Origin of the sequence: Peribacillus cavernae (assembly GCF_003989135.1) — a bacterium.
GTDB lineage: Bacteria > Bacillota > Bacilli > Bacillales > DSM-1321 > Peribacillus > Peribacillus cavernae.
On record NZ_RYZZ01000040.1, the window covers coordinates 17509 to 38218 of the forward strand.

A 20710-nucleotide genomic window follows, 5' to 3' on the forward strand; every position below is an offset into this window, starting at 1 on the left:
TGCACTATGTACATAAAATTTCCCCTGGAGCAAAAGACTGCCATGATCCGAAGCATCCAGGAATATGTTTACCGCGAACAGGGAGAGGAAATCGGCGACCTGTCAGCAGAAAATCACTTAGAATTCATTCTTAAAGAAATTGCCCCGTTCATTTATAACGAAGGCGTTAAAGATGCGAAGGCTGTAGTCGAGGATAGAATGATGATCATTGAAGAGGATTTAACTTCGCTAGAGCGCCCTGTTAAATAATAATAAAGATTTATTAAAAATCAAGGTTATGATGAAATGACTTGATAACAAAGAATTATTAAATAATGTCACATATTATATAAGGTAAAATAGAAGGATAGATAAAAGCAGAACTTTATCAGCTTTAACTATCCTTTATCGTGGTACATATGACTCTATCATGGCTTACAACAATTTAGTATAGATGACCTTAGTCTTCATCTTTAATATCTTTATCTTCTGGAATTGGTTCATTCCCCAATTCCTCCACTAGCATCTTATATTTCTCAAGCTGTTCAAAATGTGTCTTGAACTGTTCCTTGTACACTAATATTACACCCTCACCGTCATGCAAAACTCGTATTTTTCCTTGTAAAATTAAATTCTCCACATATGGTACAGACACCGATAAATAATCAGCAGTTTCCTCTACTGTTAAATACACTTATTTCGTCACTCCTACTACTATCATTATAGAGCCTATTATAACTTATTTTAGCAGGAGTTACTTTATTTCTTCTTTTCTCGTTTATTAAGCAGCTCTAATCGATTTCATATTTTCGTAATAACATAAACAAATAGATTCAACCTGTTTTCTTCAGTTATGGTTTACCCTTACAAATAGCTTCAGTAGAAAATATCCAAGTTTTGCTATACACTCAATATAAATATAAAGGTGATTTGTGTGGTGATTTATTTGTTTAAAGTTCTACTTATTGAAGATGATATAACTTTATATAACGAAGTAAAAGAACGTTTATCTCAATGGTCTTATCAAGTTTATGGAATTTCAGACTTTGGCCGTGTCATTCAAGAATTCACCGACATCAAACCTGATTTAGTGATCATTGATATACAGCTGCCTAAGTTTGATGGTTTCCATTGGTGCAGAAATATCCGGTCTCATTCCAATGTTCCGATTATCTTTTTGTCTTCTCGTGACCATCCCAGTGACATGGTGATGTCCATGCAACTTGGTGCAGATGACTTCATTCAAAAGCCGTTTCATTTTGATGTTTTAATCGCTAAAATCCAGGCGATTCTTCGCCGCGTTTATAACTATAATACGGAAGCAATTAATTTAAAAACATGGTGTGGGGCAACGATTGATTATGAAAAGAGTTTAGTAGCTAACGATAAAGGCTCTGTTGAACTTACAAAAAACGAAGTATTTATCTTGAAGCTTTTGATTGAACAAAAAAATAAGATCGTTAGTAGGGACAATCTCATAAACAGTTTATGGGATGATAAGCGTTTTATAAGTGATAACACATTAACCGTTAACGTTAATCGGCTGCGGAAACGCCTTGACGAGATCGATTTGGGACAGTTTATTGAAACGAAAGTAGGCCAAGGGTATCTGGCGATTGAAGAGGAAAACGTATGATTAGGCGATTTATAGCAGAAAGAAGAAGCTGGATTCTTTTCTTCCTCTTCCAATTGTTGATTTTGTTATTCATTGCTTATCTTGATCCATCCATTTCCCTTTCAGCTATGAGCTATATCGTTTTCCTGTCGCTTGTTTTATTTATCTTTTTCCTATTTTTGCGTTATCAAAGAGAGACGGCCTTCTTTAAACAACTAGAAGAGAGAGTCAATGACTTGGATCTTTCTAGCTTAACAACATCCAGGTCTCCCTTTGAAACAATTGTAGAAAAAAGCATCATCGAACAAACTGAACATTTAAAGCAAACCGCTTCCCGCAATCGGGTTCAAATGGAGCAAGAGAAAGATGAGATGCTTTCCTGGATTCATGAGGTGAAAACACCATTAACAGCTTTGCACTTAATGATTCAGCGGATGGAAGACGATCAATTAAAAGCCCGCTTAACGTATGAATGGCTGCGTATTCACCTTCTTCTAGATCAGCAGCTGCATCAAAAACGAATTCCATTTATTGAAAATGATCTTTATATGGAAGATACCGATATTGAAACGCTGCTTTTTACTGAACTAAAAACACTGCAATCCTGGTGTATTCAGAAAGGGATAGGCTTTGATTTTGATTTACAGGTGACACATGTTCTTAGTGATTCAAAATGGCTGGCATTTATTATCCGCCAGATCCTTACGAATGCGGTTAAATATAGTGAGTCTTCCGATATTATCATAAGAAGTTATCTCAAAGCGGATAGGACTTTTCTTGATATCACGGATCATGGACGAGGAATTGATTCAAGAGATCTATCACGTATTTTTGATAAAGGGTTTACTTCAACTACCGTACACCATGATCAAGCATCAACGGGAATGGGATTATATTTAGCCAAAAAAGCGGCTGATTCTTTACACATTAAGATGTCTGTAAACTCAAAGGTGAATTATCGAACAACCTTTACACTCGCTTTCCCGCGTAAAAATGAATTTGTTCATATTATCGGCATGTGACAAAAGTGTCACATGCTTTTGTGTTTTGTTCGGCTAATGGAAGGAAAATGGATTCAGCCCTTTCTATAATGGAACTATTCAGAGAGGAGATTAAGAAGATGAGTATATTAAAAGCGGCTAAGCTTTATAAAAGTTACGGAACTAAATTCAATAAGCAGCAAGTATTAAAAGGAATAGACCTTTCCATTGAAAAAGGAGAATTTGTCAGCATTATGGGGGCGTCAGGCTCTGGCAAAACGACTTTGCTAAATGTTCTTTCCTCTATTGACCGAGTTAGCGAAGGGACCATTCATATCAATCAAGTTGAAATGACGGCAATGAAAGAAAAGCAGCTTGCAGAATTTAGAAAGAACCATTTAGGTTTTATTTTTCAAGATTACAATCTATTAGACACGTTAACCGTTAAAGAAAATATTCTTCTACCGTTATCGATTACAAAAACACCCAAAAAAGACGCCGAACAAAAATTTGACGGGGTAGCTAAAGAGCTTGGCATATACGAAGTAAAAGATAAGTATCCAAACGAGATATCAGGCGGCCAAAAGCAACGGACTTCTGCAGCCCGGGCATTTATCCACGAGCCCAGCATCATCTTTGCCGATGAACCAACAGGTGCTCTTGATTCAAAGTCCGCTTCCGACTTATTAAATAAACTAAGTGAGTTGAACGAAAATCGAAACGCTACTATTTTAATGGTTACACATGATCCAGTTGCTGCGAGCTATTGCAGCCGGGTTGTCTTTATTAAAGACGGCCAGATCTACAGCCAATTAACAAAAGGCGAACAAGATAGACAGAACTTCTTTAAAGATATCATGAAAACGCAAGGTGTTTTAGGCGGTGTCCAGCATGAACATTAATCAGCTTATCTTTCGAAACATAAAGAAAAACCTGAAAAACTATTATCTATATGTGTTTGCTTTAATCTTTAGTGCCGCTCTCTATTTTGCTTTTGTCACGCTGCAATATGATCCATCAATGGACGAAACGAAAGGCTCTGTGAAAGGAGCAGCCTCAATCCGGGCAGCTTCCATTCTCTTAGTTGCAATTGTTTCCATCTTTCTTTTATACGCCAATAGCTTATTTATTAAAAGGCGCAGCAAGGAAATTGGTTTGTTTCAGCTCATTGGAATGACGAAAAATAAAATATTCCGGATTCTATCCTTCGAAAATCTTATTCTTTATTTTGGTTCGTTATCGATTGGAATTTTCGCCGGTTTCTCTTTTTCAAAACTTATCATTATGGTCCTGTTTAAAACAACCGGGGTTGATGCGATCGCATCCCTTCGTTTTTCGTCGCAAGCTCTTATACAAACGCTTATTGTTTTTACGGTAATTTATCTTTTCATCATGATCATGAACTATATCTTTATTAAAAGACAAAGCATTCTGGCTTTGTTTCGGGTCACTTCTTCTGCCGAAGGCAAAGTTAAAAAATTATCAATCTTTGAGATTATTATAGGAATTTTCGGGATAGGTTTAATCATAACGGGTTATTATATTTCCTCTAAATTATTTGGCGGGGATTTTATAACGATGACTGAGTTATTTACCGCGATGATTGTGATTCTTGCATCTGTCATTATTGGAACATATCTCTTTTATAAAGGATCTGTAAGCTTTCTCTTTAACCTGCTCAGAAAGCGGAAAGACGGGTATTTATCGATTCATGAGGTTATCTCATTAGCATCGGTCATGTTCCGGATGAAATCGAATGCTTTACTGTTAACGATCATTACAACGGTTTCGGCTCTAGCTATCGCCTTGTTGTCACTTGCGTATATCTCCTATTATTCAGCAGAAAAAACAGCAGCAGATCATATTCCGCATGACTTCTCCATCATTAACAGAGAAGTAGCAGATAAATTCCAGGCGGCTCTGCGTGAAAAAACAATCGGATACACCGAGAAAACAATAGAAGTCATACAAGCAAAAGTGAATGCTGAACAGCTTATCGATAAGAACATAGAAGGATTGATGATAGACCCTAAAGCGATGCCGCTTCCTTTTATCAGTGATAAAGCGGTTGATTGGGTGGATGTTTCACCAGAGGAAGTTTTATTTACTGGTTATAACGATCTCTTGCAGAAGGTAATGCCATTAAAAGATTCAGGGACTATCGAGGTAAAAGGAAAGACTCAGGTTATTCCCCACACATATTTAGGATTAGAAAGACAATATCCTGTTTCCTGGTACTTTACGGGTGGCGGAGTACCTGTAGCGGTTGTAGATGATGCGGTTTTCAAACGTCTTAAAAAGGATTTGGATCCAAAAATTCAAAAGGAATCCAATCTCTATATCGGAGTTGATATTAAGGAGAAAGGGGATCTGGAAGAGGCGAATGCTCTTTTCAAATCAACAGGTTCATACGAAAAACTTTACAATGAATCACGCCTTGAGATCAGCAATAACCAGAAGAAAAACATGGGGTTAATGATGTTCATTGTAGGATTCTTAGGACTTACCTTCCTTATTACATCAGGCTGTATCCTTTACTTCAAACAGATGGATGAGGGAGAAAGCGAAAAGCCAAATTACACGATTTTACGAAAGCTAGGGTTTACCCAGGGCGATCTTTTAAAAGGGATCCAGTTTAAACAGCTCTTTAATTTTGGGATTCCTTTAGCAATCGGCTTGCTTCACAGTTATTTCGCAGTACAATCCGGATGGTTCTTATTCGGAGCTGAAGTATGGACACCGATGATTATCGTCATGGTCGTTTATACAGTCCTCTACTCCATATTTGGGATGTTATCTGTCCTTTATTATAAGAAAGTAATTAAGGAAGCTTTATAACTGTAAATGTAACTTTTGAATGTTTGAACAAATATCGTACGGATTACTTGCATATCGTAACCCAAGCTGAGCAATTGAACGAATGTGTTCTAAGTGAAGTGCACATTATGTTATAATCGTTATAACAGTCATAACAAGGATGTGAAAGTTGTGGAACAAATTGAAAGAAAAGTTACTAAAATAGGGAACAGTATTGGAATCACACTACCTCCTGAGTTATTAAAGCAAGTGGGATTAGCTCAAGGAGATGACGTACAAGTAGAAGTAAAAGACGGAAAGATCATTTTACGAAAGAAAGAGCAGCTACAACTTCCAGATGGAGTAGATGCTGAATTTATGGATATTCTAAACGACATAATAAAAGAGCATGACAAAGCATTTAAAGGACTAGTAGACAGATGATTGACGAAATAATGTATTTAACAACAAATCAAGTTATTGCTATAAATACAGTGCAAATTCGTCTATTCTCTCCACAAGAACCAGTAGGAGTAAAAGATCCAAACCTACTTGACTCTGCAATTAACCGACCTATGCAATCAGTATTTGGTAATGATGCTTATCCATCTATTTATGAAAAAGCAGCTGCACTATTTGAATCAATAGCTAAAAATCATGCTTTCCACAATGCAAACAAACGAACAGCTCTTGCTTCATTCATTGTGTTCTTGAAAATAAATCATTATAGATGGACAATGGGAATAGAGGAGGAACAAGACTTTACAGTAGATGTTGTCAACCATAAATACACATTTGAAGAAATTGTCTCAACTATTAAAGAGAATACAAAAAAGCTATAAAGCCCTTGCACACTTAAAGAATGGCTTTTCACTATTATAGCGCTCGATTTCGTGGAATACCTAAACACATGAATAAGAGCTAAGGAACAGGTACTCTTTAACTAACGCACCCTTAGCTTAGGTAAGTAATCTTCAGCTTTTCTGTTAATTGTTCAACAAAAGGAACTAAATTCTGTTTGTTCATTGTATTGAAATTATGTGCTAAATAATCTAAAGCACTCCAAGACTTTGCTAAATGAATTTGTTTTGCTAATTTTTCAACGGAAAAAGGGAATACAAAAGGAATTTTTTTCCATTGTAAAATGTATTTTTCTACAAATATTCTAATGAACCATCTTGACTTCCAAAGCCTGGCATAGTTATAGCTAAATCAATAGCAGGATTTCCATAGCCAATACGTTCAAAATCAAATAACACTAAATCACCATTGTTTCTGACTCCCCAGTTCGTTGGGTTTGGGTCACCAGAAATACAACATAATGGTCTAAATAAGACTTTTGCTTGTTCTTGTAGGAAACTTAGAATATCGGTTAATTCAAGGGGGAGAAATTGTTGGACTCTTCCCATTGTTTCTTCTTCCCAGAAAAAATGATAAGGATTTTTTAGATTTATACAGCTATCCCAGCTATTCGAATGTAATTGGTAAAGCATGTATATTGAATCTGCTTTCCAACGGCTTTTTGGGAATAAGTGGGGTATGTCCTCAATAACAATCCAATATTCTCCATCTTGTTCACAAGAAAAATAAAGATTTGGATATTGATGTTGTTTTCTTTAAAAAAAGAGGAATGCTTGGTATAGACATCAAATTCCCTCTTTTGTATACAATTCTTCAAAATGTAAGATTTTTTTGTTGAATAACCCCTGTAAGAAAACACTCCTCTTTCTGAATTGACTCCATTTAGCTTATCTATTGAGCTTAAATCTATATCGTTATATTTTCGGAATTTTTGACTAGGGAAGGTAATCTTGTCATAAGATCCTCCTGTATTATCAAACCTTAGTACGTTATTTGCTTTATATTTAAGTAATACTCCTTCTTTTTGTTCAACTAAATGTCCCAATATAGTTCTTATTATTAATCAAATAAATAGTTGGAATAGACTCTCTATTGCAATGGGCAATACAGCAACTAAGACTTAATTTTCCTAACGAACATCCTGTGATGTTCGTTTTTTCATTTATTTTGCTGCACAATTATTGTCAAATAAGTAATATTATGTTCAAGATGATAACTAAAAAAGACACTATTTCCTTGTACTAAAATTGCGCCCGATCGCATCTATAAATGTTGTTATCGGCATTCTTAAAAAATTCATGAGCGATTCTAATCATTTCTTCAGGTCTCTCTACAACAGTCCAATGACCGCAATTTTCAATTTCTATAAGTCTGGCATGAGGTATAAATTTTATCAAAAGATCTTCGATTAGCTCTGGTGTTAAAATGTCATGACTTCCTTGTGCAACTAGAATTGATATTTTTGAAAGTAAATCTAGTTTTGCTGTTAAGTCATAGTTATTTAAAATATCTCTTCCTATCGATTGATTAACTAAATTATTAATAGAGATTTTTTCTTTATGCTTTAAGGCTTCTCTAGAAAAAACATAATAAGGGTCTAAGATATTCAAAATATCATCCAAAGATGATTCATCAATTTTTAGTTTCTTTTCTAATTCAGAAAGTTTTACTTTCTCCTGTTCAGAGATTTTTTTCTCTAATTCTTGTCCGAACCTTTCAAACCCCTCTTTTGTAACACCAATTGAAGCAGTTAAAAGTATTTTGTTTACTCTGCCCGGATACTTAGTTGCATATAGTAAAGCAAGCATTGAACCCCAAGATTCACCGAATAAGTTAATCTTTTGGAGACCTAGTTCTATTCGCAGTAATTCTAAAGTGTTTACTTCATCCTCCATAGAATAATGATTTTGTTTAGATGGTTCTGATTTACCACAACCTCTTTGATCATATAGAATTAACTTAAATTGTTGTGATAAAGGAATAACATGGGGTAAAAAAAAACGATGCTCACTTCCAGGAACACCATGGAGAAACAAGATAGGTTCTCCATCACCGATAATATTAACATTTAGTCGTTGACCATCTATAGAAATAAATTTTTCACCAGTCATAGTTACCTCCTATAATTCCAAGTATTGACTGATTTGTGTTAGGTGCAATTCTTAATCTCAACTTATATAGATTAGAACATATGGGATGATAGGACATTCTTTTTCTTATATACTTTGCTGTAAGGAAACATTTAGGAGGTTAAAATATTGAAGCAAACGATTAGAGAGAATTGGAATCTTAATTCATTATACGCCGGTGGGGTTGAATCAGAGAAGCTAAAAGATATAATTACTCGTCTTAATCTTGATATTAAGCAGCTATATGAAAAGATTAAAAGTTTTGGTTTACCAATTGAAAGAAGCAAGATCCCAGATCTATTAAATCTTTTTCAGGGTATTCAAGAAGTAATGAGTGATTCCCTTGAGGTAGATGAGTTTCTTATTTGTGTTTATTCTGAGAATGTAGAAGACACCAAAGTGTCTAATTTATTGGCAGAAAGCTCAAAAATTAAAGCAGAACTTGAATCCCTTAAAGTAGAACTCGATCAATTACTAGTTAGACTTCCAGAAAAGATATGGTCAGATTTGCTTCAGCAGGAAGAAGTGAAGGCTTACCAGTTTTATTTAGAGGAACGTAAACAACATGCGAACAATAAATTACCGTTAGAAATGGAAAAAATGATTAATGATTTATCCGTAAATGGATTTAATGGGTGGGGGAATCATTATGATCTTCTGATGTCCAAGCTTAAATTCTTCGAAAAAGATGAGAAAGAAGAAGAGATATCCATTGGCCAGGCTTTAAATCAGGCTATGTTTTCAAATGACAGATCACAACGTCAAAAAATAGCTCGTTCAATTATTAAAGTGTGTGAAAAACATGCAGATTCTTTTGCTTCTGTTCTTAATCATATTACTGGCTATAGATTGGATGTTTATAAAAAGCGTGGTTGGCAGAATGTCCTAACAGAATTATTAGAACAAAATAGAATTAAAGAACAAACGTTACTTACCTTGGTATCTATCGTAAAGCAAAATAAAGATATTATAAAAACATTTTTAAAACGCAAAGCTCAAGTAGCAAAGCTTGATAAATTAGCGTGGTATGACATTTTAGTCCCAAGCTTCACGACGGAGAAAAAAGTTACCTACACAGAAGCTGCTGAAATTGTGATTACTCAATTTCATAGCTTTCATGAGAAATTAGGCTTGTTTGCGGAAAAGGCATTTAAAGAAGGTTGGATTGAGGCTGAAAATCGAACAGATAAGACACATGGTGCCTTTTGTGCATCAATGCCACTTTCGAAAGAAAGCCGCGTATTTCTTACCTTTGGAGGTAATTATCAAGATGTTGTGACACTAGCCCATGAACTCGGGCATGCTTACCATAATTATATTTTGCATGAAGAACCAGCCTTCTCACAGCATAAAGGGACTAGTGTAGCAGAAACCGCATCAACTTTTACAGAAAATTTAGTTCTTGATGCTGCCATCGCCCGAGCTTTAAACGATGAACAAAAATTATCTTTACTAGAAATGAAAATAACAAATGGTTTGAAGTATCTTGGAATGGTACCTGCTATGTTTGAATTCGAATTGAAATTATACGAAGAAAGAAAAAAAGGGATGCTAACCGAAAAAGAGATTTCAAATTTGATGAATGAAATGGATAATAACTTATATGGAGATATAGTAAATGAGATTGATTATTACAGATGGATAACAATCCCACACTTATATAGCACCGAACAAGCTTTCTATAACATTCCTTATACAATTGGTTTCTTATTTAGTAACGGGATTTATAATTTGGCCAAGGAACAAGGTACTCTGTTCCCAGCACAATACGATGAGCTCTTACGTAATTCGGGCAGAATGACAGTAGAACAACTAGCAGAGCGTTACCTGAACCAAACTGTTGAAGAGAAAAGATTTTGGGAGGCATCTATTCAACCGACAGTAGACGCAATCAACGAATATTTATTGATTACAGAAAAAATGGTTTAATTAGCTAATAATTAATCTGATCCAAAACACCGTCCATAATAATGATAGACGGTGTTTTTTGGACTTTGAAAAAAACTATAAAGTGGTGATCCGCTATTTTATTACGGCTTCCTCCCCAGTCGCTTCCAGTAGAAGGTCCACAATATGAACAGCTCTAGCATGACTGGATAACCCTTCTCGCTCCATACCCAGTTTCATTTGTAACAAACATCCAGGGTTTGCAGTGACAATCGTCGTCGCATGTGTCGCTTTCGCTTGTTCCATTTTATAGTCTAAAATCTGCATAGACATTTCGGACTCCACGATATTATAGATACCAGCTGAACCACAACAACGGTCTGCATCCTTCATTTCCCGATAATCAATGCCTTCGATGGCTTGCATTAATTTTCGTGGGGCAGAAGCTGTTTTCATGACATTCCTTAGATGGCATGAGTCCTGGTAGGTGATAATTTGGTGCGGCAGCCTAAGATTGATGTTTTTATGAAAATCAACTTCCACCAGGATTTCGGTGATATCCTTTAATTTATCTTTAAATTCAATTGCACGTTCCTTCCAAAGCTTGTCGTCCTTTAATAGGTGGTCATAATCAATCAGAAAGGCGCCGCAACCGCCGGCGTTTGTAATGATGTAGTCCACATCCAAATCTTCAAAAGCCTGTATGTTTCTTTTTGCCATCTCTTTTGCGGTAGCTTTTTCGCCGCTGTGCCCATGCAAGGCACCGCAGCAAGATTGGCTTTTTGGGATGACGATTTCGCATCCGGCAAGCTGCAGCAATTTCATTGTTGCATTATTTGTTTCTAAAAACATTGTATCCATTAGACAGCCTGTAAAAAAAGCAACTTTTTTCGTTTTTGGTCCCTGAGCTGGCAGATGCTCTGGACGATCCCTCATTTCTTTCATGGTTGGAACAGCGGGCAGAATTTTTTCCATCGTTGCCAGGTTGTCCGGCAACAACTTCATAATCCCGGTTTTTCTAGCTGCATTTTGAAGACCGGATCTTTGATAAAAGCCGAGCAAGCCGGTTATGGTTCTCATCCGGTTTTGATGGGGAAAAAGACCGTTAAAAACGGCTTTGCGAACAGTCCGCACAGGCAGGGAATGCTTTTTATTTTGGTTAATGATATCTCTTGCTTCTTCAAGCAAATGTCCGTATTTAACTCCTGATGGACATACAGGTTCACACGCCCGGCAGCCAAGGCAAAGGTTCAATGAGTGTTCAACATCCTCATCGGGCTCGATTACCCCGTCAACTACAGCTTTCATAAGCGCAATTCTTCCGCGGGGAGAATGGGATTCATTAAAGCCTGATTCTATATAGGTGGGACAAGATGGCAGGCAAAAACCGCAACGCATACAGTTGAGCAGTTCATTCTCATCCATCCGTTCCTGAAACTGCTTTTGAATTGCTTCCTGTTCTTTTACTGTCGTCATTTTGACACCACCACTCGTTTTCTGCTGTCTTTTGCGAACACTTTTCCGGGATTCATGACATTATTTGGATCAAGCGCTGTTTTCACAGCCTTCATCGCAGCGATCCCTTCCCTGCCCAGTTTCCATTCCAAATACGGCGCTTTCATCACCCCGACCCCATGCTCACCGGTAATCGTCCCGCCAAGTTCAATTGCTTTTTCAAAAATTTCAGCAAAGGCCTGTTCAACCCGTTCCATTTCCTCGTGGTTGCGGGCATCTGTCGGACAGGTTGGATGCAAGTTTCCATCCCCGGCATGTCCAAATGTGCAAATCTTTAGGTTGTACTTTTCAGCAATGTCGTTAATGGCATTAACCATTTTAGATATTTCCGATCTTGGCACTGTTGCATCTTCCAGTATTGTTGTTGGACTTAGCCGCGCCAAAGCGGAAAGAGCTGTACGGCGGGCTGTGCGAAGCGCTTCTGCTTCTTCTTCCGATTTGGCTACCTGGACGGAAACAGCCTGCTCCTGTTTGCAGATTTCCTCCATTTTCAGCATATCTCTTTCGACGATCTCTGGTGGCCCGTCTTGTTCAATCAGTAAAACAGCTTTAACATCAGTTGGCAAGCCGATTTGGGCATAAGCTTCGATCACTTCCAGGGTAGGTTGGTCGATAAATTCCAGGGTAGCAGGGATGATTTTACTGGCAATGATTTTAGAAACGCTTTTTGCCGCAGCTTCTAAACTTTGATATAGGGCAAGCATTGTTTTCTTGGTCTCGGGTATGGGGATCAGTTTTAAAGTAGCTTCAGTAATGATTCCAAGCGTACCTTCAGACCCCACAAATAAACGGGTAAAATCGTATCCCGCGACATCTTTCGCAAGCTTTCCGCCAGTGCGGATAATATCTCCGTTCGCCAGGACAATTTCGAGCGCCATCACATAGTCCCGAGTCACTCCATATTTGAGTCCTCTCAATCCTCCTGAATTCTCATTGATATTTCCGCCCATTGTGGAGATTTTCATTGAACCCGGGTCCGGCGGGTAAAACAGCCCTTTGGCTTCAACAGCCTGGATCAAATCAAACGTAATCACACCGGGTTGGAGAGTAACCGTTAAGTTTTCTTCATCGATTTCCAATATCTTATTCAAATGCTTAAACAAAAGGACAATGCCGCCTTCTGTTGGGCATGTTCCCCCACAAAGATTTGTACCAGAGCCCCGCGGAACGATAGGCACTCCATATTCGTTACATATTTTTACGACTTCTGCGATTTCCTTTGTATTGCGAGGACTTATAATTGCATCCGGCAATGATTGAAAGTTTGGTGTTGCATCATAGGAATATACCAGGCGCCCTGCTTTTGAATCCTGATAATTTTCATTTCCGACAACAGCTGTAAGCTTTTGAGCGATTTCTTTGGTAATCATAAAAGCCCCCTATTTTAAGCATCTACATTAATACTTAGTTATTGATCCATTAATGATGTAAGCGTTTCATATCTAACTTAAGTATAAAAAAAAGCGGGAGTTCCCGCTATGGATAATCATCTGAAATATGAACGTTCAATCATTAGTTTTTTGTATGATCATCTAAAATGATTAATCCTAAGTAAATGGTAAGCAAATCTAAGATATTGCCCGGGTTAAGGCCGGTCAGCTCGTCAATTTTTTTCAGCCTGTAATGGAGGGTATTGATATGAATGTGTAAAGCTTTCGATGTCCTGGTTAAAGAATGGTTTTGTTGAAATAATTCCCTTATTGTTAAAATAAGCTCACGCTCAGCAAGGATAGGGCCAATCGTTCTTTCTAGGAACACGCTTTTCGTCTCGGAACGTAAATCATCAAGAACCATCTCGATGGTAAGGTCTTCGTCAAACAAGATTCTATCTTCGTGTTTTATTGCCTTTAAAGCACGTTCGGCTTGCTTATATGACTTTTGTAATTGTTCGGGGGGAACCTGTTGTCCGACTCCTATGGGTATAGGAATGTGCAGGTAGCTTTTCAGAAATTGATGAAACAAAGAGATTCTTCGAAATATATTCCCCTGGTTATCTGCTTCCTTCGTTTCTAGAAGCATCACAAGCCGGTCATTGCCCCAGCGAATGATAATATCATTGTCCCCCCCGTTATTCCACCTGAAAATCGACTGCCAAATGTCACGATGAACGGGCTGTTGTTGGTTTAATTCAGCAATGACCACCTGCCTATGTACGGAAAGATCGACATGTAACAATTGGGCTCTATCATAAAAGGCCGGCTTCCATTCTCCCGATTGGACCCAGTCAAATACAAAGGCCTCAAGTGCCCTGGATTGCAGGTCGAGCTGTTCTGAAAAATAGTTTTCCCTGATAAACAATTCCGTCATTTTTCTAAGGATCTCCCCGAAAGGAGATACCTTTTCAGGATCACCAGTGATTCCAATAACACCGATTACCTCTTTTTGAAAAAAGACTGGAAGGTTGATCCCCGCCTTCACACCTGATAAATGTTTTTGATCTTCCTCTGTAATGGTTAATTTTTCCGCCTGTTTTGAGGCGATAAGTGCTCCTTCGTGGAAGGTACCAATTCGATTTTGATCTGTACTGGCAATGATTGTGCCTTCTGTGTTCACAACAATGATGTCCTCGTCCATCAGCTTTTTTACTTCTTCAATGATTTTTTCAGCAAGCTCAGGCAAGATCATGTTTTTACCCCCAACTGTTTCTCTATCCTTATTATAAAAGAAACAGAAAGAACAGACACAAAAAAATCCAATGCAGCATTGGATTTTTCCACCTTATTGTTCGGTCAAGATCAGCGGGCCATCTTTGGTAATCGCGATGGTGTGCTCGTATTGGGCGGAATATTTCCCATCTGCAGTGGATGCTGTCCAGCCATTTGGGTCCCTTACTGATTTATAAGTACCGACATTTACCATCGGTTCAATGGTAAACACCATACCCTCTTTAAGCCGGGCCCCTTTATGAGGCAGACCGTAGTGGGGCACTTCCGGTTTTTCATGAATGACAGCACCTATTCCATGGCCGATGAAGTCTCGTACAACCGAAAAGCCTGCAGACTCCACGTATGCCTGGATCGCATGGCCAATGTCGCCAATCCGGTTGCCGTCGACAGCCTGCTCGATCCCCTTGTATAATGATTCCTTCGTAACATCCAGTAAATGCTCCGTTTCTTTTGTTACATCGCCTACCCTATACGTCCAGGCAGAGTCGGACAGGGCCCCGTTATAGTTCACAACCATATCAATCGTTACGATATCCCCGTTTTGTAATGGCGATTTCCGCGGGTAGCCATGGCAGATTTCCTCATTTATACTGGCACAAGTTGCATACTCATACCCTTTATATCCCTTTTGCTCAGGCCTTGCACCCGCTTTACGCAAATAATTCTCAACAAATTCTTCAATCTCCCATGTAGTAATGCCTGGTGCAATCAATTTAGCGATTTCCCGGTGGCATGCGGCTAAGATTTCACCTGATTTATGCATAGCCTGGATTTCGCGTTCTGACTTCAATACGATCAATCATGACACTTCCTTTATTCAAGATAAACTATATTTCTATTTTACTCCAAATAATCGGGGATATGAATAGTTAAGGACTGAGGAAGATAAAGTGGAACTTCCATCAGTGGGGGTTTTCTTTACTCCCACTGATGGTTAGTTGAACAAATCGGGAAATTACGGACAGTTGTCCCACATTTAGACTTCGTGGTTTCTTCTTAGCCTTGAAGTGGGGTCTTACTGTCCGTTAATGCGCGGCAAATCGTGTGATGAAGTAGTATTACTATGGGGGATTAATGATGACTGGTACAAAAAATTAAAAAAGCCCCGGCAATGTGGCCGGGGTTTCGTGCTTACTTAAGTAAATTTAGTGATTCACGATTAAATGCCGGGATATCCCTCGGGTCACGGCTTGTAACCAGCTGTCCGCCGCAAACGACAACTTCCTCATCCTTATAGGTAGCTCCTGCATATTCCATGTCCACTTTAATCGATTTGAAGCCTGTTGCGTTTCGTCCCTCTAATGTTTTTGCAGTAATTAACAGCTGCGGACCATGGCAGATGGCAAGTACCGGTTTCTTCTCATCCATAAATGACTTGGCAAATGATACAAAACGATCATCCGCACGAAGCTGGTCAGGAGAGAAGCCTCCAGGGATGAATAAAGCATCGAAATCAGCAGGATTTACATTGTCTATGCTTTCATCAATTGTCACTTTGGCTTCGTTATTTTTACCGGTAACGGTTTTGCCTTTTTCCTTCTCAATCGTAACCACCGTATGGCCAGCTTCCTCAAATGCTTTTGCAGGTTCTGTGTATTCAACATCCTCAAACATGTTAGTTACAACGCAGGCTATTTTCTTACTCATTATTTATCCATCTCCTTATCGTTGATTGAATGAACTCTTACTCTCTTCTTCTTCCCTTTATTATAAAATATAAACGAAAATGAAAAGCCTAACCTTTTCTTCATAACGATCTCTTCACAAAATGAACGTTTTACTATATATTAATAAAGGAGATATTTTCAGTTAAAGATATTCGGGTGATTGCGGACTTACCGTTTCGATGCTCTTACTGATCAATTCACTCTTGGCATGATTAAGATCTCTACCCTTCGATTCTTCGCACGTCCTTTGTCTGTCTTGTTAGAGGCAACCGGTTTAAATTCCCCATAGCCTTTAGCGCTGAACGATTCGGGGTTCAGCTTCTCATTTTCAAGCAACATCTTCATAAAGTTGACGGCACGCATAACACTTAAATCCCAGTTTGAGTCATACTGGGACGTTTGGATCGGGATATTGTCGGTATGTCCGCTGATGATAATGCTCCTGGGAGGGTTCATGACAAGCAATTCAGAGATATCTCGAGAAATTTTTCGATCTTCTTCCCTGACATCAGCGCTTCCTGACCCGAACAAGACATTGTCGCGAATCGTGACAAGCAAGCCTTCTTCTGTCAACGATGTGGCTAATTTATTGGTCAGCTGTTTCTTCTGAATATATTGGTTCACTTTCCGCTGGATTTCGGCCAGTTCCTGTTCCTCTTCCTTTCCCGGAATCCCCTTTCCGCTCTCCTGGTTAACGCTTTGGTCCATTTCTTTTTTGTTCGTATTAGAAGGGTTATTATTATTAACCGGGCTCTGATAATCCATCACGCCTGTCCCGCCGTTGAAAATCTGATTGAATACAGTTGATAACTGTTTGAACTTATTGGCATCAACTGAACTGGTTGCAAACAAGACAATAAACAAAGCGAGCAGCAGTGTTAAGATATCAGCATATGGAACTAACCATGATTCATCTACATGCTCTTCATGCCTTTTCTGTTTTTTCCGCTTAGCCATCCTGCTTCACGCTGCCTTCAAGCCATTTTTTCCGATCCTCAGCCGGCAGGTATGAAGTCAATTTCTGTTCGATGGTTCTCGGAGCTTCCCCTTCAATGATTGACAGGATTCCCTCTATCATCATTTGCTTCAGGCGGACTTCCTGCTGCGATTTACGCTTTAGTTTGTTCGCAAATGGATGCCACAGTACATACCCGGTATAAATCCCCAACAATGTAGCCACGAATGCCGCTGAGATGGCATGGCCAAGTTCATCAGTATTGTCCATATTGCCGAGTGCTGCAATCAATCCAATAACGGCTCCGAGTACTCCAAGAGTCGGGGCATACGTTCCGGCTTGTGTAAAAATGGCGGCACCGGAAAGGTGTCTTTCTTCCATGGCATCAATCTCTTCCGATAATATGTCACGTATATAATCTGCACTTTGGCCTTCTACTGCAAGATTCAATCCATTCTTCAAAAACTGATTTTCGACTTGCTCAGAAATTCCCTCCAATGCAAGCAACCCTTCTTTTCGCGCAACGACTGCCCATTCAGAAAAGGTTTGGATTAATTCTTCAGGCTTTGTCAGTTTCTGTTCCGTAAACAGAATCTTGAATAATTTAGGAAGCTTTTTAAGCTCCGACAGCGGAAAAGCTGTTGTTACGGCAGCTATAGTTCCGGCAATTATAATTAAAATAGCCGCGGGATTAAGAAGTGCAGTAAGGCTCACCCCTTTTAAGACCATCCCTGCTCCTAATGCAATAACACCGAGCAGAATTCCGATTATTGATGTTTTATCCATAAAACTCACCCATTCATTAATTTTCTACTCTCTCTTTTATATCGGAAGGTAAGACAAAAAAATGAGCGTTTTTCGATAAAATTCCGTATAGTTGCTTCTGCTGGTTTCGTTGCTAAATTTCTGGGTTGGTTGCTAAATATATGATTTGGCTGCTTAAATTCTGACTTGTTTGCTGAATTTAGGATTTGGTTGCTTATTTTCTAATTTAGTTGCTCCACAAATTATTAGCTCGGCGACTTCATTCAACATTATTCCACTTCCACTCGTTGAAAGTTTATATAAAAAGAACTGGTGCATTTAGCCACAAGGCTGCACCAGTTTTTCAACACTTTGCTTTTTAGAAAAACACCAGTCATTAACGAATCTGACCGTGTCCATACATTAAATATTTTACCGTCGTGAGAGCAGGCAGCCCCATCGGTCCGCGTGCGTGAAGCTTTTGTGTGGAGATGCCAATTTCGGCACCGAATCCGAGCGCCCTGCCATCAGTAAAACGAGTAGATGCATTATGATAAAGAGCTGCTGCATCCACTAATTTCATAAACAAGGCTGCTGTTTCCTGATTTTCTGTCACAATTGCTTCAGAGTGTTTGGTCCCGTAAGTTTCAATATGTGAAATAGCCTCGTCCAGATTCATGACCGTTTTAACGGCAATCGCCAAACTCAAATATTCGTCTGCCCAGTCTTTGCTGCCCGCTAATTTGGCATCTGGAATGATGCTCACTGCAAAATCGTCTCCAAAGACTTTAATATCGAACTGGTTAAAAGTATCAATTATTGCCTGTTGATGCTTCTCAAACCATTCTTTATGGATTATCACCGTTTCGATCGAATTACAGACAGCAGGTCGGTCCGTTTTTGCATTGACAAGAATGGATAACGCCTTTTCAACATCTGCTTCTGCATCAATGTAAAGATGACAGTTTCCAACCCCGGTTTCTAACACCGGAACAGTTGCATTATTAACAACAGCATTGATAAGAGAAGCACCGCCGCGAGGGATTAACACATCGATATGTTCTTTCATCGTAAACAATTGCTCCGTTGTTTCGCGATTTGTGCTTGTAATAAATTGAACAGCCTCTTTCGGGATTTTCGTTTGCACAAGGGCCCGATGCATTACTTCAACAATGGCTTTATTCGAAAATAAAGCAGATGAGCCTCCTTTTAGAACAATTGCATTTCCCGATTTTAAGGCAAGTCCTGTAGCATCCACCGTAACATTTGGCCGTGCTTCATAAATCATTCCAATAACACCGAGGGGTACGCGAACGGTGTTGACTTTCAGGCCATTTTCCAAGGTTCGGCTTGAGAGAAGCTCTCCAATTGGATCGGTCAGGTTTACCACTTCCCGCAAACCGTTCGCAAAATCAAAGATCCGTTCTTTAGTCAAAGCAAGACGATCCATAAAGGCATCTTCAAATTCTTTTTCCCGTCCCATTTGCAGATCTCGTTCATTTTGCTTCAAGATTGTTTCATATTCTACTTCCAATTGATCCGCTATCAATAATAATGCTTTATTTTTTTCTTCTGTAGTCAATATACTTACAGTTTTTGCTGCTTTTTTTGCCTCAATAGCCTGTAACTCGACATTTGATTTTTCTATTACTAGTGTCATGCAATTCCTCCCTTTTTTAATCCCGTTCTAACGGACAGTAAAACCCCAATGAATGAAACGATACTTTATAAACCAACTGGTATAGAAAGTTCTAAATCACACACAAGATCATCAAAATCAACAACTGCTAGTTTCCCATCAACACCATTTTCAGCTGTTCTTTTTAATTCCTGCAATTCTTCTGAAGAATAATTAACAACACCAAGTCCGATTCTTTCACCGTCTACGTCGATAATCCGGACCACAGCGCCTTTTTGAAAGTGTCCGCTTATCTCTTGAATATCAGCAGAGAGAACATTTTGTTTTTTTTCAACTATTGAATTTGTCATACTTGGATTCAGCATAATTTCGCCTTCAGGTCCAGAATTAAAAGCAATCCATTGCTTCTTGTGATTTAGATTGTTCATATTTGTTGCCAATTCAAAATAGGTTCCCTTTGCTCGTTGGCTAACCGCATCAATTAATATATTAGGAATGCCTGCTTTCCCTAAAAATGTCGATATTCCGGAGGCCATCGCGATTTTAACAGCATCAATTTTGGACTTCATTCCACCAGTTCCTACCGAGCTCCCTGGGTCTCCTGCTGCTGCTTCAATTTCTGGAGTGATTTCATATACTTTTTCTAGCAATTCAGCTTGCGGATTCGTTCGTGGATCAGAATCATACAGACCTTCAATATCTGAAAGAATGATGAGCTGATCTGCTTCAACTAGTCCGGCAACCTTCGCTGATAGCGTATCATTATCTCCAAATTTTAACCGGTCAATCGTAACAGTGTCATTCTCATTGACAATCGGGATGATTCCGCGTTCTAATAAGACATTAATTGTATTTCGAACATTGTTATAGCGGTATTCATCAGAAAAGTCACTTCTTGTAATGAGTATTTGGGAGGCAACATAGCCATGTGATAAAAACAATTCGGAATAAGCTTCTATTAACAGTCCCTGTCCGATTGAAGCCGCAGCCTGTTTTTCTGGTAAGGTATCAGGCCGATTAAGACATCCAAGCTTACGATATCCTGCAGCAACAGCGCCGGACGAAACAAATACCACCTCATGTCCTGCATCCTTTAATAACACAATTTCATCAGCAAGCTTTTCTAATTTTCTTCGGCTGATTTCGCCATGCCGACTTGTTAATGAACTGCTGCCTACTTTAATTACGATACGCTTTTTCTCATGGTCAAAAGTTGTCATTCTATCACTCCTGCATCTCTATTTGTTACTACTTTCACATGTTTAAGAAACGAGTTT

The 20710-nt window shown here is 38.7% G+C and carries 20 protein-coding genes and 1 pseudogene; 9 read left to right on the forward strand and 12 right to left on the reverse strand.

The features are described from left to right. Window positions 1-6: 6 nt before the first annotated feature. Window positions 7-249: a DUF2164 domain-containing protein gene (locus ELQ35_RS19940; protein WP_126866934.1), complete on the forward strand. Its 243-nt coding sequence runs from the start codon at window positions 7-9 to the stop codon at window positions 247-249. Window positions 250-439: 190 nt separating this feature from the next. Here the strand turns inward: ELQ35_RS19940 and ELQ35_RS19945 are convergent, their stop codons facing one another. Next, complete coding sequence (locus tag ELQ35_RS19945) at window positions 440-673, reverse strand: excisionase family DNA-binding protein (protein ID WP_126866935.1); 234 nt, start codon at window positions 671-673, stop codon at window positions 440-442. 252 nt (window positions 674-925) lie between these two features. Here ELQ35_RS19945 and ELQ35_RS19950 point away from each other — a divergent pair, with 252 nt between their 5' ends. The 6 genes from ELQ35_RS19950 (at window position 926) to ELQ35_RS19980 (ending at window position 6212) form a co-directional block, all read left to right on the forward strand. Then, a complete protein-coding gene (locus ELQ35_RS19950; RefSeq protein WP_126866967.1) occupies window positions 926-1615 on the forward strand; it encodes a response regulator transcription factor in 690 nt (229 codons plus the stop codon). After that, a complete protein-coding gene (locus tag ELQ35_RS19955) occupies window positions 1612-2616 on the forward strand; it encodes a sensor histidine kinase (protein WP_126866936.1) in 1005 nt (334 codons plus the stop codon). Before ELQ35_RS19950 ends, ELQ35_RS19955 begins: the two co-directional genes overlap by 4 nt. Window positions 2617-2714: 98 nt before the next feature. Further along, complete coding sequence (locus ELQ35_RS19960) at window positions 2715-3476, forward strand: ABC transporter ATP-binding protein (protein ID WP_126866937.1); 762 nt, start codon at window positions 2715-2717, stop codon at window positions 3474-3476. Beyond that, window positions 3466-5412 carry an ABC transporter permease gene (locus tag ELQ35_RS19965; RefSeq protein WP_126866938.1) on the forward strand — a complete coding sequence of 649 codons (1947 nt, stop codon included), beginning with the start codon at window positions 3466-3468 and terminating at the stop codon, window positions 5410-5412. Before ELQ35_RS19960 ends, ELQ35_RS19965 begins: the two co-directional genes overlap by 11 nt. Window positions 5413-5562: 150 nt before the next feature. Then, window positions 5563-5814: an AbrB/MazE/SpoVT family DNA-binding domain-containing protein gene (locus ELQ35_RS19975; RefSeq protein ID WP_126866939.1), complete on the forward strand. Its 252-nt coding sequence runs from the start codon at window positions 5563-5565 to the stop codon at window positions 5812-5814. Then, window positions 5811-6212 carry a type II toxin-antitoxin system death-on-curing family toxin gene (locus ELQ35_RS19980; protein ID WP_126866940.1) on the forward strand — a complete coding sequence of 134 codons (402 nt, stop codon included), beginning with the start codon at window positions 5811-5813 and terminating at the stop codon, window positions 6210-6212. The genes ELQ35_RS19975 and ELQ35_RS19980 overlap by 4 nt, the downstream gene beginning before the upstream one ends. A 312-nt stretch (window positions 6213-6524) precedes the next feature. Here ELQ35_RS19980 and ELQ35_RS19985 read toward each other — a convergent pair whose 3' ends face one another. Beyond that, a complete protein-coding gene (locus tag ELQ35_RS19985; protein ID WP_126866941.1) occupies window positions 6525-6863 on the reverse strand; it encodes a phosphotransferase family protein in 339 nt (112 codons plus the stop codon). 411 nt (window positions 6864-7274) lie between these two features. On the opposite strand from ELQ35_RS19985, the pseudogene ELQ35_RS19990 reads away from it, so the two are divergent. Next, window positions 7275-7355: pseudogene (locus tag ELQ35_RS19990) on the forward strand (carboxymuconolactone decarboxylase family protein); the annotation flags it as partial. A gap of 117 nt (window positions 7356-7472) precedes the next feature. Here ELQ35_RS19990 and ELQ35_RS19995 read toward each other — a convergent pair. After that, window positions 7473-8342, reverse strand: a complete 870-nt coding sequence (locus tag ELQ35_RS19995) for an alpha/beta fold hydrolase (protein ID WP_126866942.1) — start codon at window positions 8340-8342, stop codon at window positions 7473-7475. 147 nt (window positions 8343-8489) lie between these two features. Here ELQ35_RS19995 and ELQ35_RS20000 point away from each other — a divergent pair, with 147 nt between their 5' ends. Then, window positions 8490-10289, forward strand: a complete 1800-nt coding sequence (locus ELQ35_RS20000; RefSeq protein WP_126866943.1) for a M3 family oligoendopeptidase — start codon at window positions 8490-8492, stop codon at window positions 10287-10289. A 93-nt stretch (window positions 10290-10382) separates the two neighbouring features. Here ELQ35_RS20000 and ELQ35_RS20005 read toward each other — a convergent pair whose 3' ends face one another. The 9 genes from ELQ35_RS20005 to proB all read right to left on the reverse strand — a co-directional run bounded on the left by ELQ35_RS20005 (window position 10383) and on the right by proB (window position 20653). Continuing rightward, window positions 10383-11723 carry a (Fe-S)-binding protein gene (locus ELQ35_RS20005; protein WP_126866944.1) on the reverse strand — a complete coding sequence of 447 codons (1341 nt, stop codon included), beginning with the start codon at window positions 11721-11723 and terminating at the stop codon, window positions 10383-10385. Continuing rightward, window positions 11720-13132, reverse strand: coding sequence for a glycolate oxidase subunit GlcD (gene glcD / locus ELQ35_RS20010; protein ID WP_126866945.1), 1413 nt, complete (start codon window positions 13130-13132; stop codon window positions 11720-11722). Before glcD ends, ELQ35_RS20005 begins: the two co-directional genes overlap by 4 nt. 142 nt (window positions 13133-13274) lie before the next feature. Then, window positions 13275-14387 (reverse strand): CdaR family transcriptional regulator, encoded by a 1113-nt coding sequence (locus ELQ35_RS20015; protein WP_126866946.1) that lies wholly within the window; start codon window positions 14385-14387, stop codon window positions 13275-13277. Between the two features lie 93 nt (window positions 14388-14480). Further along, window positions 14481-15227, reverse strand: coding sequence for a type I methionyl aminopeptidase (map, locus tag ELQ35_RS20020; RefSeq protein ID WP_126866947.1), 747 nt, complete (start codon window positions 15225-15227; stop codon window positions 14481-14483). Between the two features lie 332 nt (window positions 15228-15559). Beyond that, entirely contained in the window at window positions 15560-16075 is a 516-nt protein-coding gene (locus tag ELQ35_RS20025; RefSeq protein ID WP_126866948.1) for a type 1 glutamine amidotransferase domain-containing protein, read from the reverse strand. A 212-nt stretch (window positions 16076-16287) separates the two neighbouring features. After that, on the reverse strand, window positions 16288-17052 hold the full coding sequence (gene motB / locus ELQ35_RS20030; protein WP_126866949.1) for a flagellar motor protein MotB: 765 nt from the start codon (window positions 17050-17052) through the stop codon (window positions 16288-16290). Continuing rightward, the gene (motA, locus tag ELQ35_RS20035) at window positions 17045-17836 is read right to left on the reverse strand and encodes a flagellar motor stator protein MotA (protein WP_126866950.1); all 792 of its coding nucleotides are present in this window, start codon (window positions 17834-17836) and stop codon (window positions 17045-17047) included. The genes motB and motA overlap by 8 nt, the downstream gene beginning before the upstream one ends. A gap of 355 nt (window positions 17837-18191) precedes the next feature. Next, a complete protein-coding gene (locus tag ELQ35_RS20040; protein ID WP_126866951.1) occupies window positions 18192-19454 on the reverse strand; it encodes a glutamate-5-semialdehyde dehydrogenase in 1263 nt (420 codons plus the stop codon). Between the two features lie 65 nt (window positions 19455-19519). Then, on the reverse strand, window positions 19520-20653 hold the full coding sequence (gene proB / locus ELQ35_RS20045) for a glutamate 5-kinase (protein WP_126866952.1): 1134 nt from the start codon (window positions 20651-20653) through the stop codon (window positions 19520-19522). Window positions 20654-20710: the final 57 nt, after the last annotated feature.

What these genes read in the sequence shown, in the direction of transcription:
- ELQ35_RS20005 (WP_126866944.1), bottom strand. Translation starts at nt 11,723, where the DNA reads ATGACGACAGTAAAAGAACAGGAAGCAATTCAAAAGCAGTTTCAGGAA.
- ELQ35_RS19965 (WP_126866938.1), top strand. Translation starts at nt 3,466, where the DNA reads ATGAACATTAATCAGCTTATCTTTCGAAACATAAAGAAAAACCTGAAA.
- ELQ35_RS19960 (WP_126866937.1), top strand. Translation starts at nt 2,715, where the DNA reads ATGAGTATATTAAAAGCGGCTAAGCTTTATAAAAGTTACGGAACTAAA.
- motB (WP_126866949.1), bottom strand. Translation starts at nt 17,052, where the DNA reads ATGGCTAAGCGGAAAAAACAGAAAAGGCATGAAGAGCATGTAGATGAA.
- motA (WP_126866950.1), bottom strand. Translation starts at nt 17,836, where the DNA reads ATGGATAAAACATCAATAATCGGAATTCTGCTCGGTGTTATTGCATTA.
- ELQ35_RS19995 (WP_126866942.1), bottom strand. Translation starts at nt 8,342, where the DNA reads ATGACTGGTGAAAAATTTATTTCTATAGATGGTCAACGACTAAATGTT.
- ELQ35_RS20025 (WP_126866948.1), bottom strand. Translation starts at nt 16,075, where the DNA reads ATGAGTAAGAAAATAGCCTGCGTTGTAACTAACATGTTTGAGGATGTT.
- ELQ35_RS20040 (WP_126866951.1), bottom strand. Translation starts at nt 19,454, where the DNA reads ATGACACTAGTAATAGAAAAATCAAATGTCGAGTTACAGGCTATTGAG.
- glcD (WP_126866945.1), bottom strand. Translation starts at nt 13,132, where the DNA reads ATGATTACCAAAGAAATCGCTCAAAAGCTTACAGCTGTTGTCGGAAAT.
- ELQ35_RS20015 (WP_126866946.1), bottom strand. Translation starts at nt 14,387, where the DNA reads ATGATCTTGCCTGAGCTTGCTGAAAAAATCATTGAAGAAGTAAAAAAG.
- proB (WP_126866952.1), bottom strand. Translation starts at nt 20,653, where the DNA reads ATGACAACTTTTGACCATGAGAAAAAGCGTATCGTAATTAAAGTAGGC.
- ELQ35_RS19940 (WP_126866934.1), top strand. Translation starts at nt 7, where the DNA reads ATGTACATAAAATTTCCCCTGGAGCAAAAGACTGCCATGATCCGAAGC.
- ELQ35_RS19955 (WP_126866936.1), top strand. Translation starts at nt 1,612, where the DNA reads ATGATTAGGCGATTTATAGCAGAAAGAAGAAGCTGGATTCTTTTCTTC.
- ELQ35_RS19980 (WP_126866940.1), top strand. Translation starts at nt 5,811, where the DNA reads ATGATTGACGAAATAATGTATTTAACAACAAATCAAGTTATTGCTATA.
- ELQ35_RS19985 (WP_126866941.1), bottom strand. Translation starts at nt 6,863, where the DNA reads ATGCTTTACCAATTACATTCGAATAGCTGGGATAGCTGTATAAATCTA.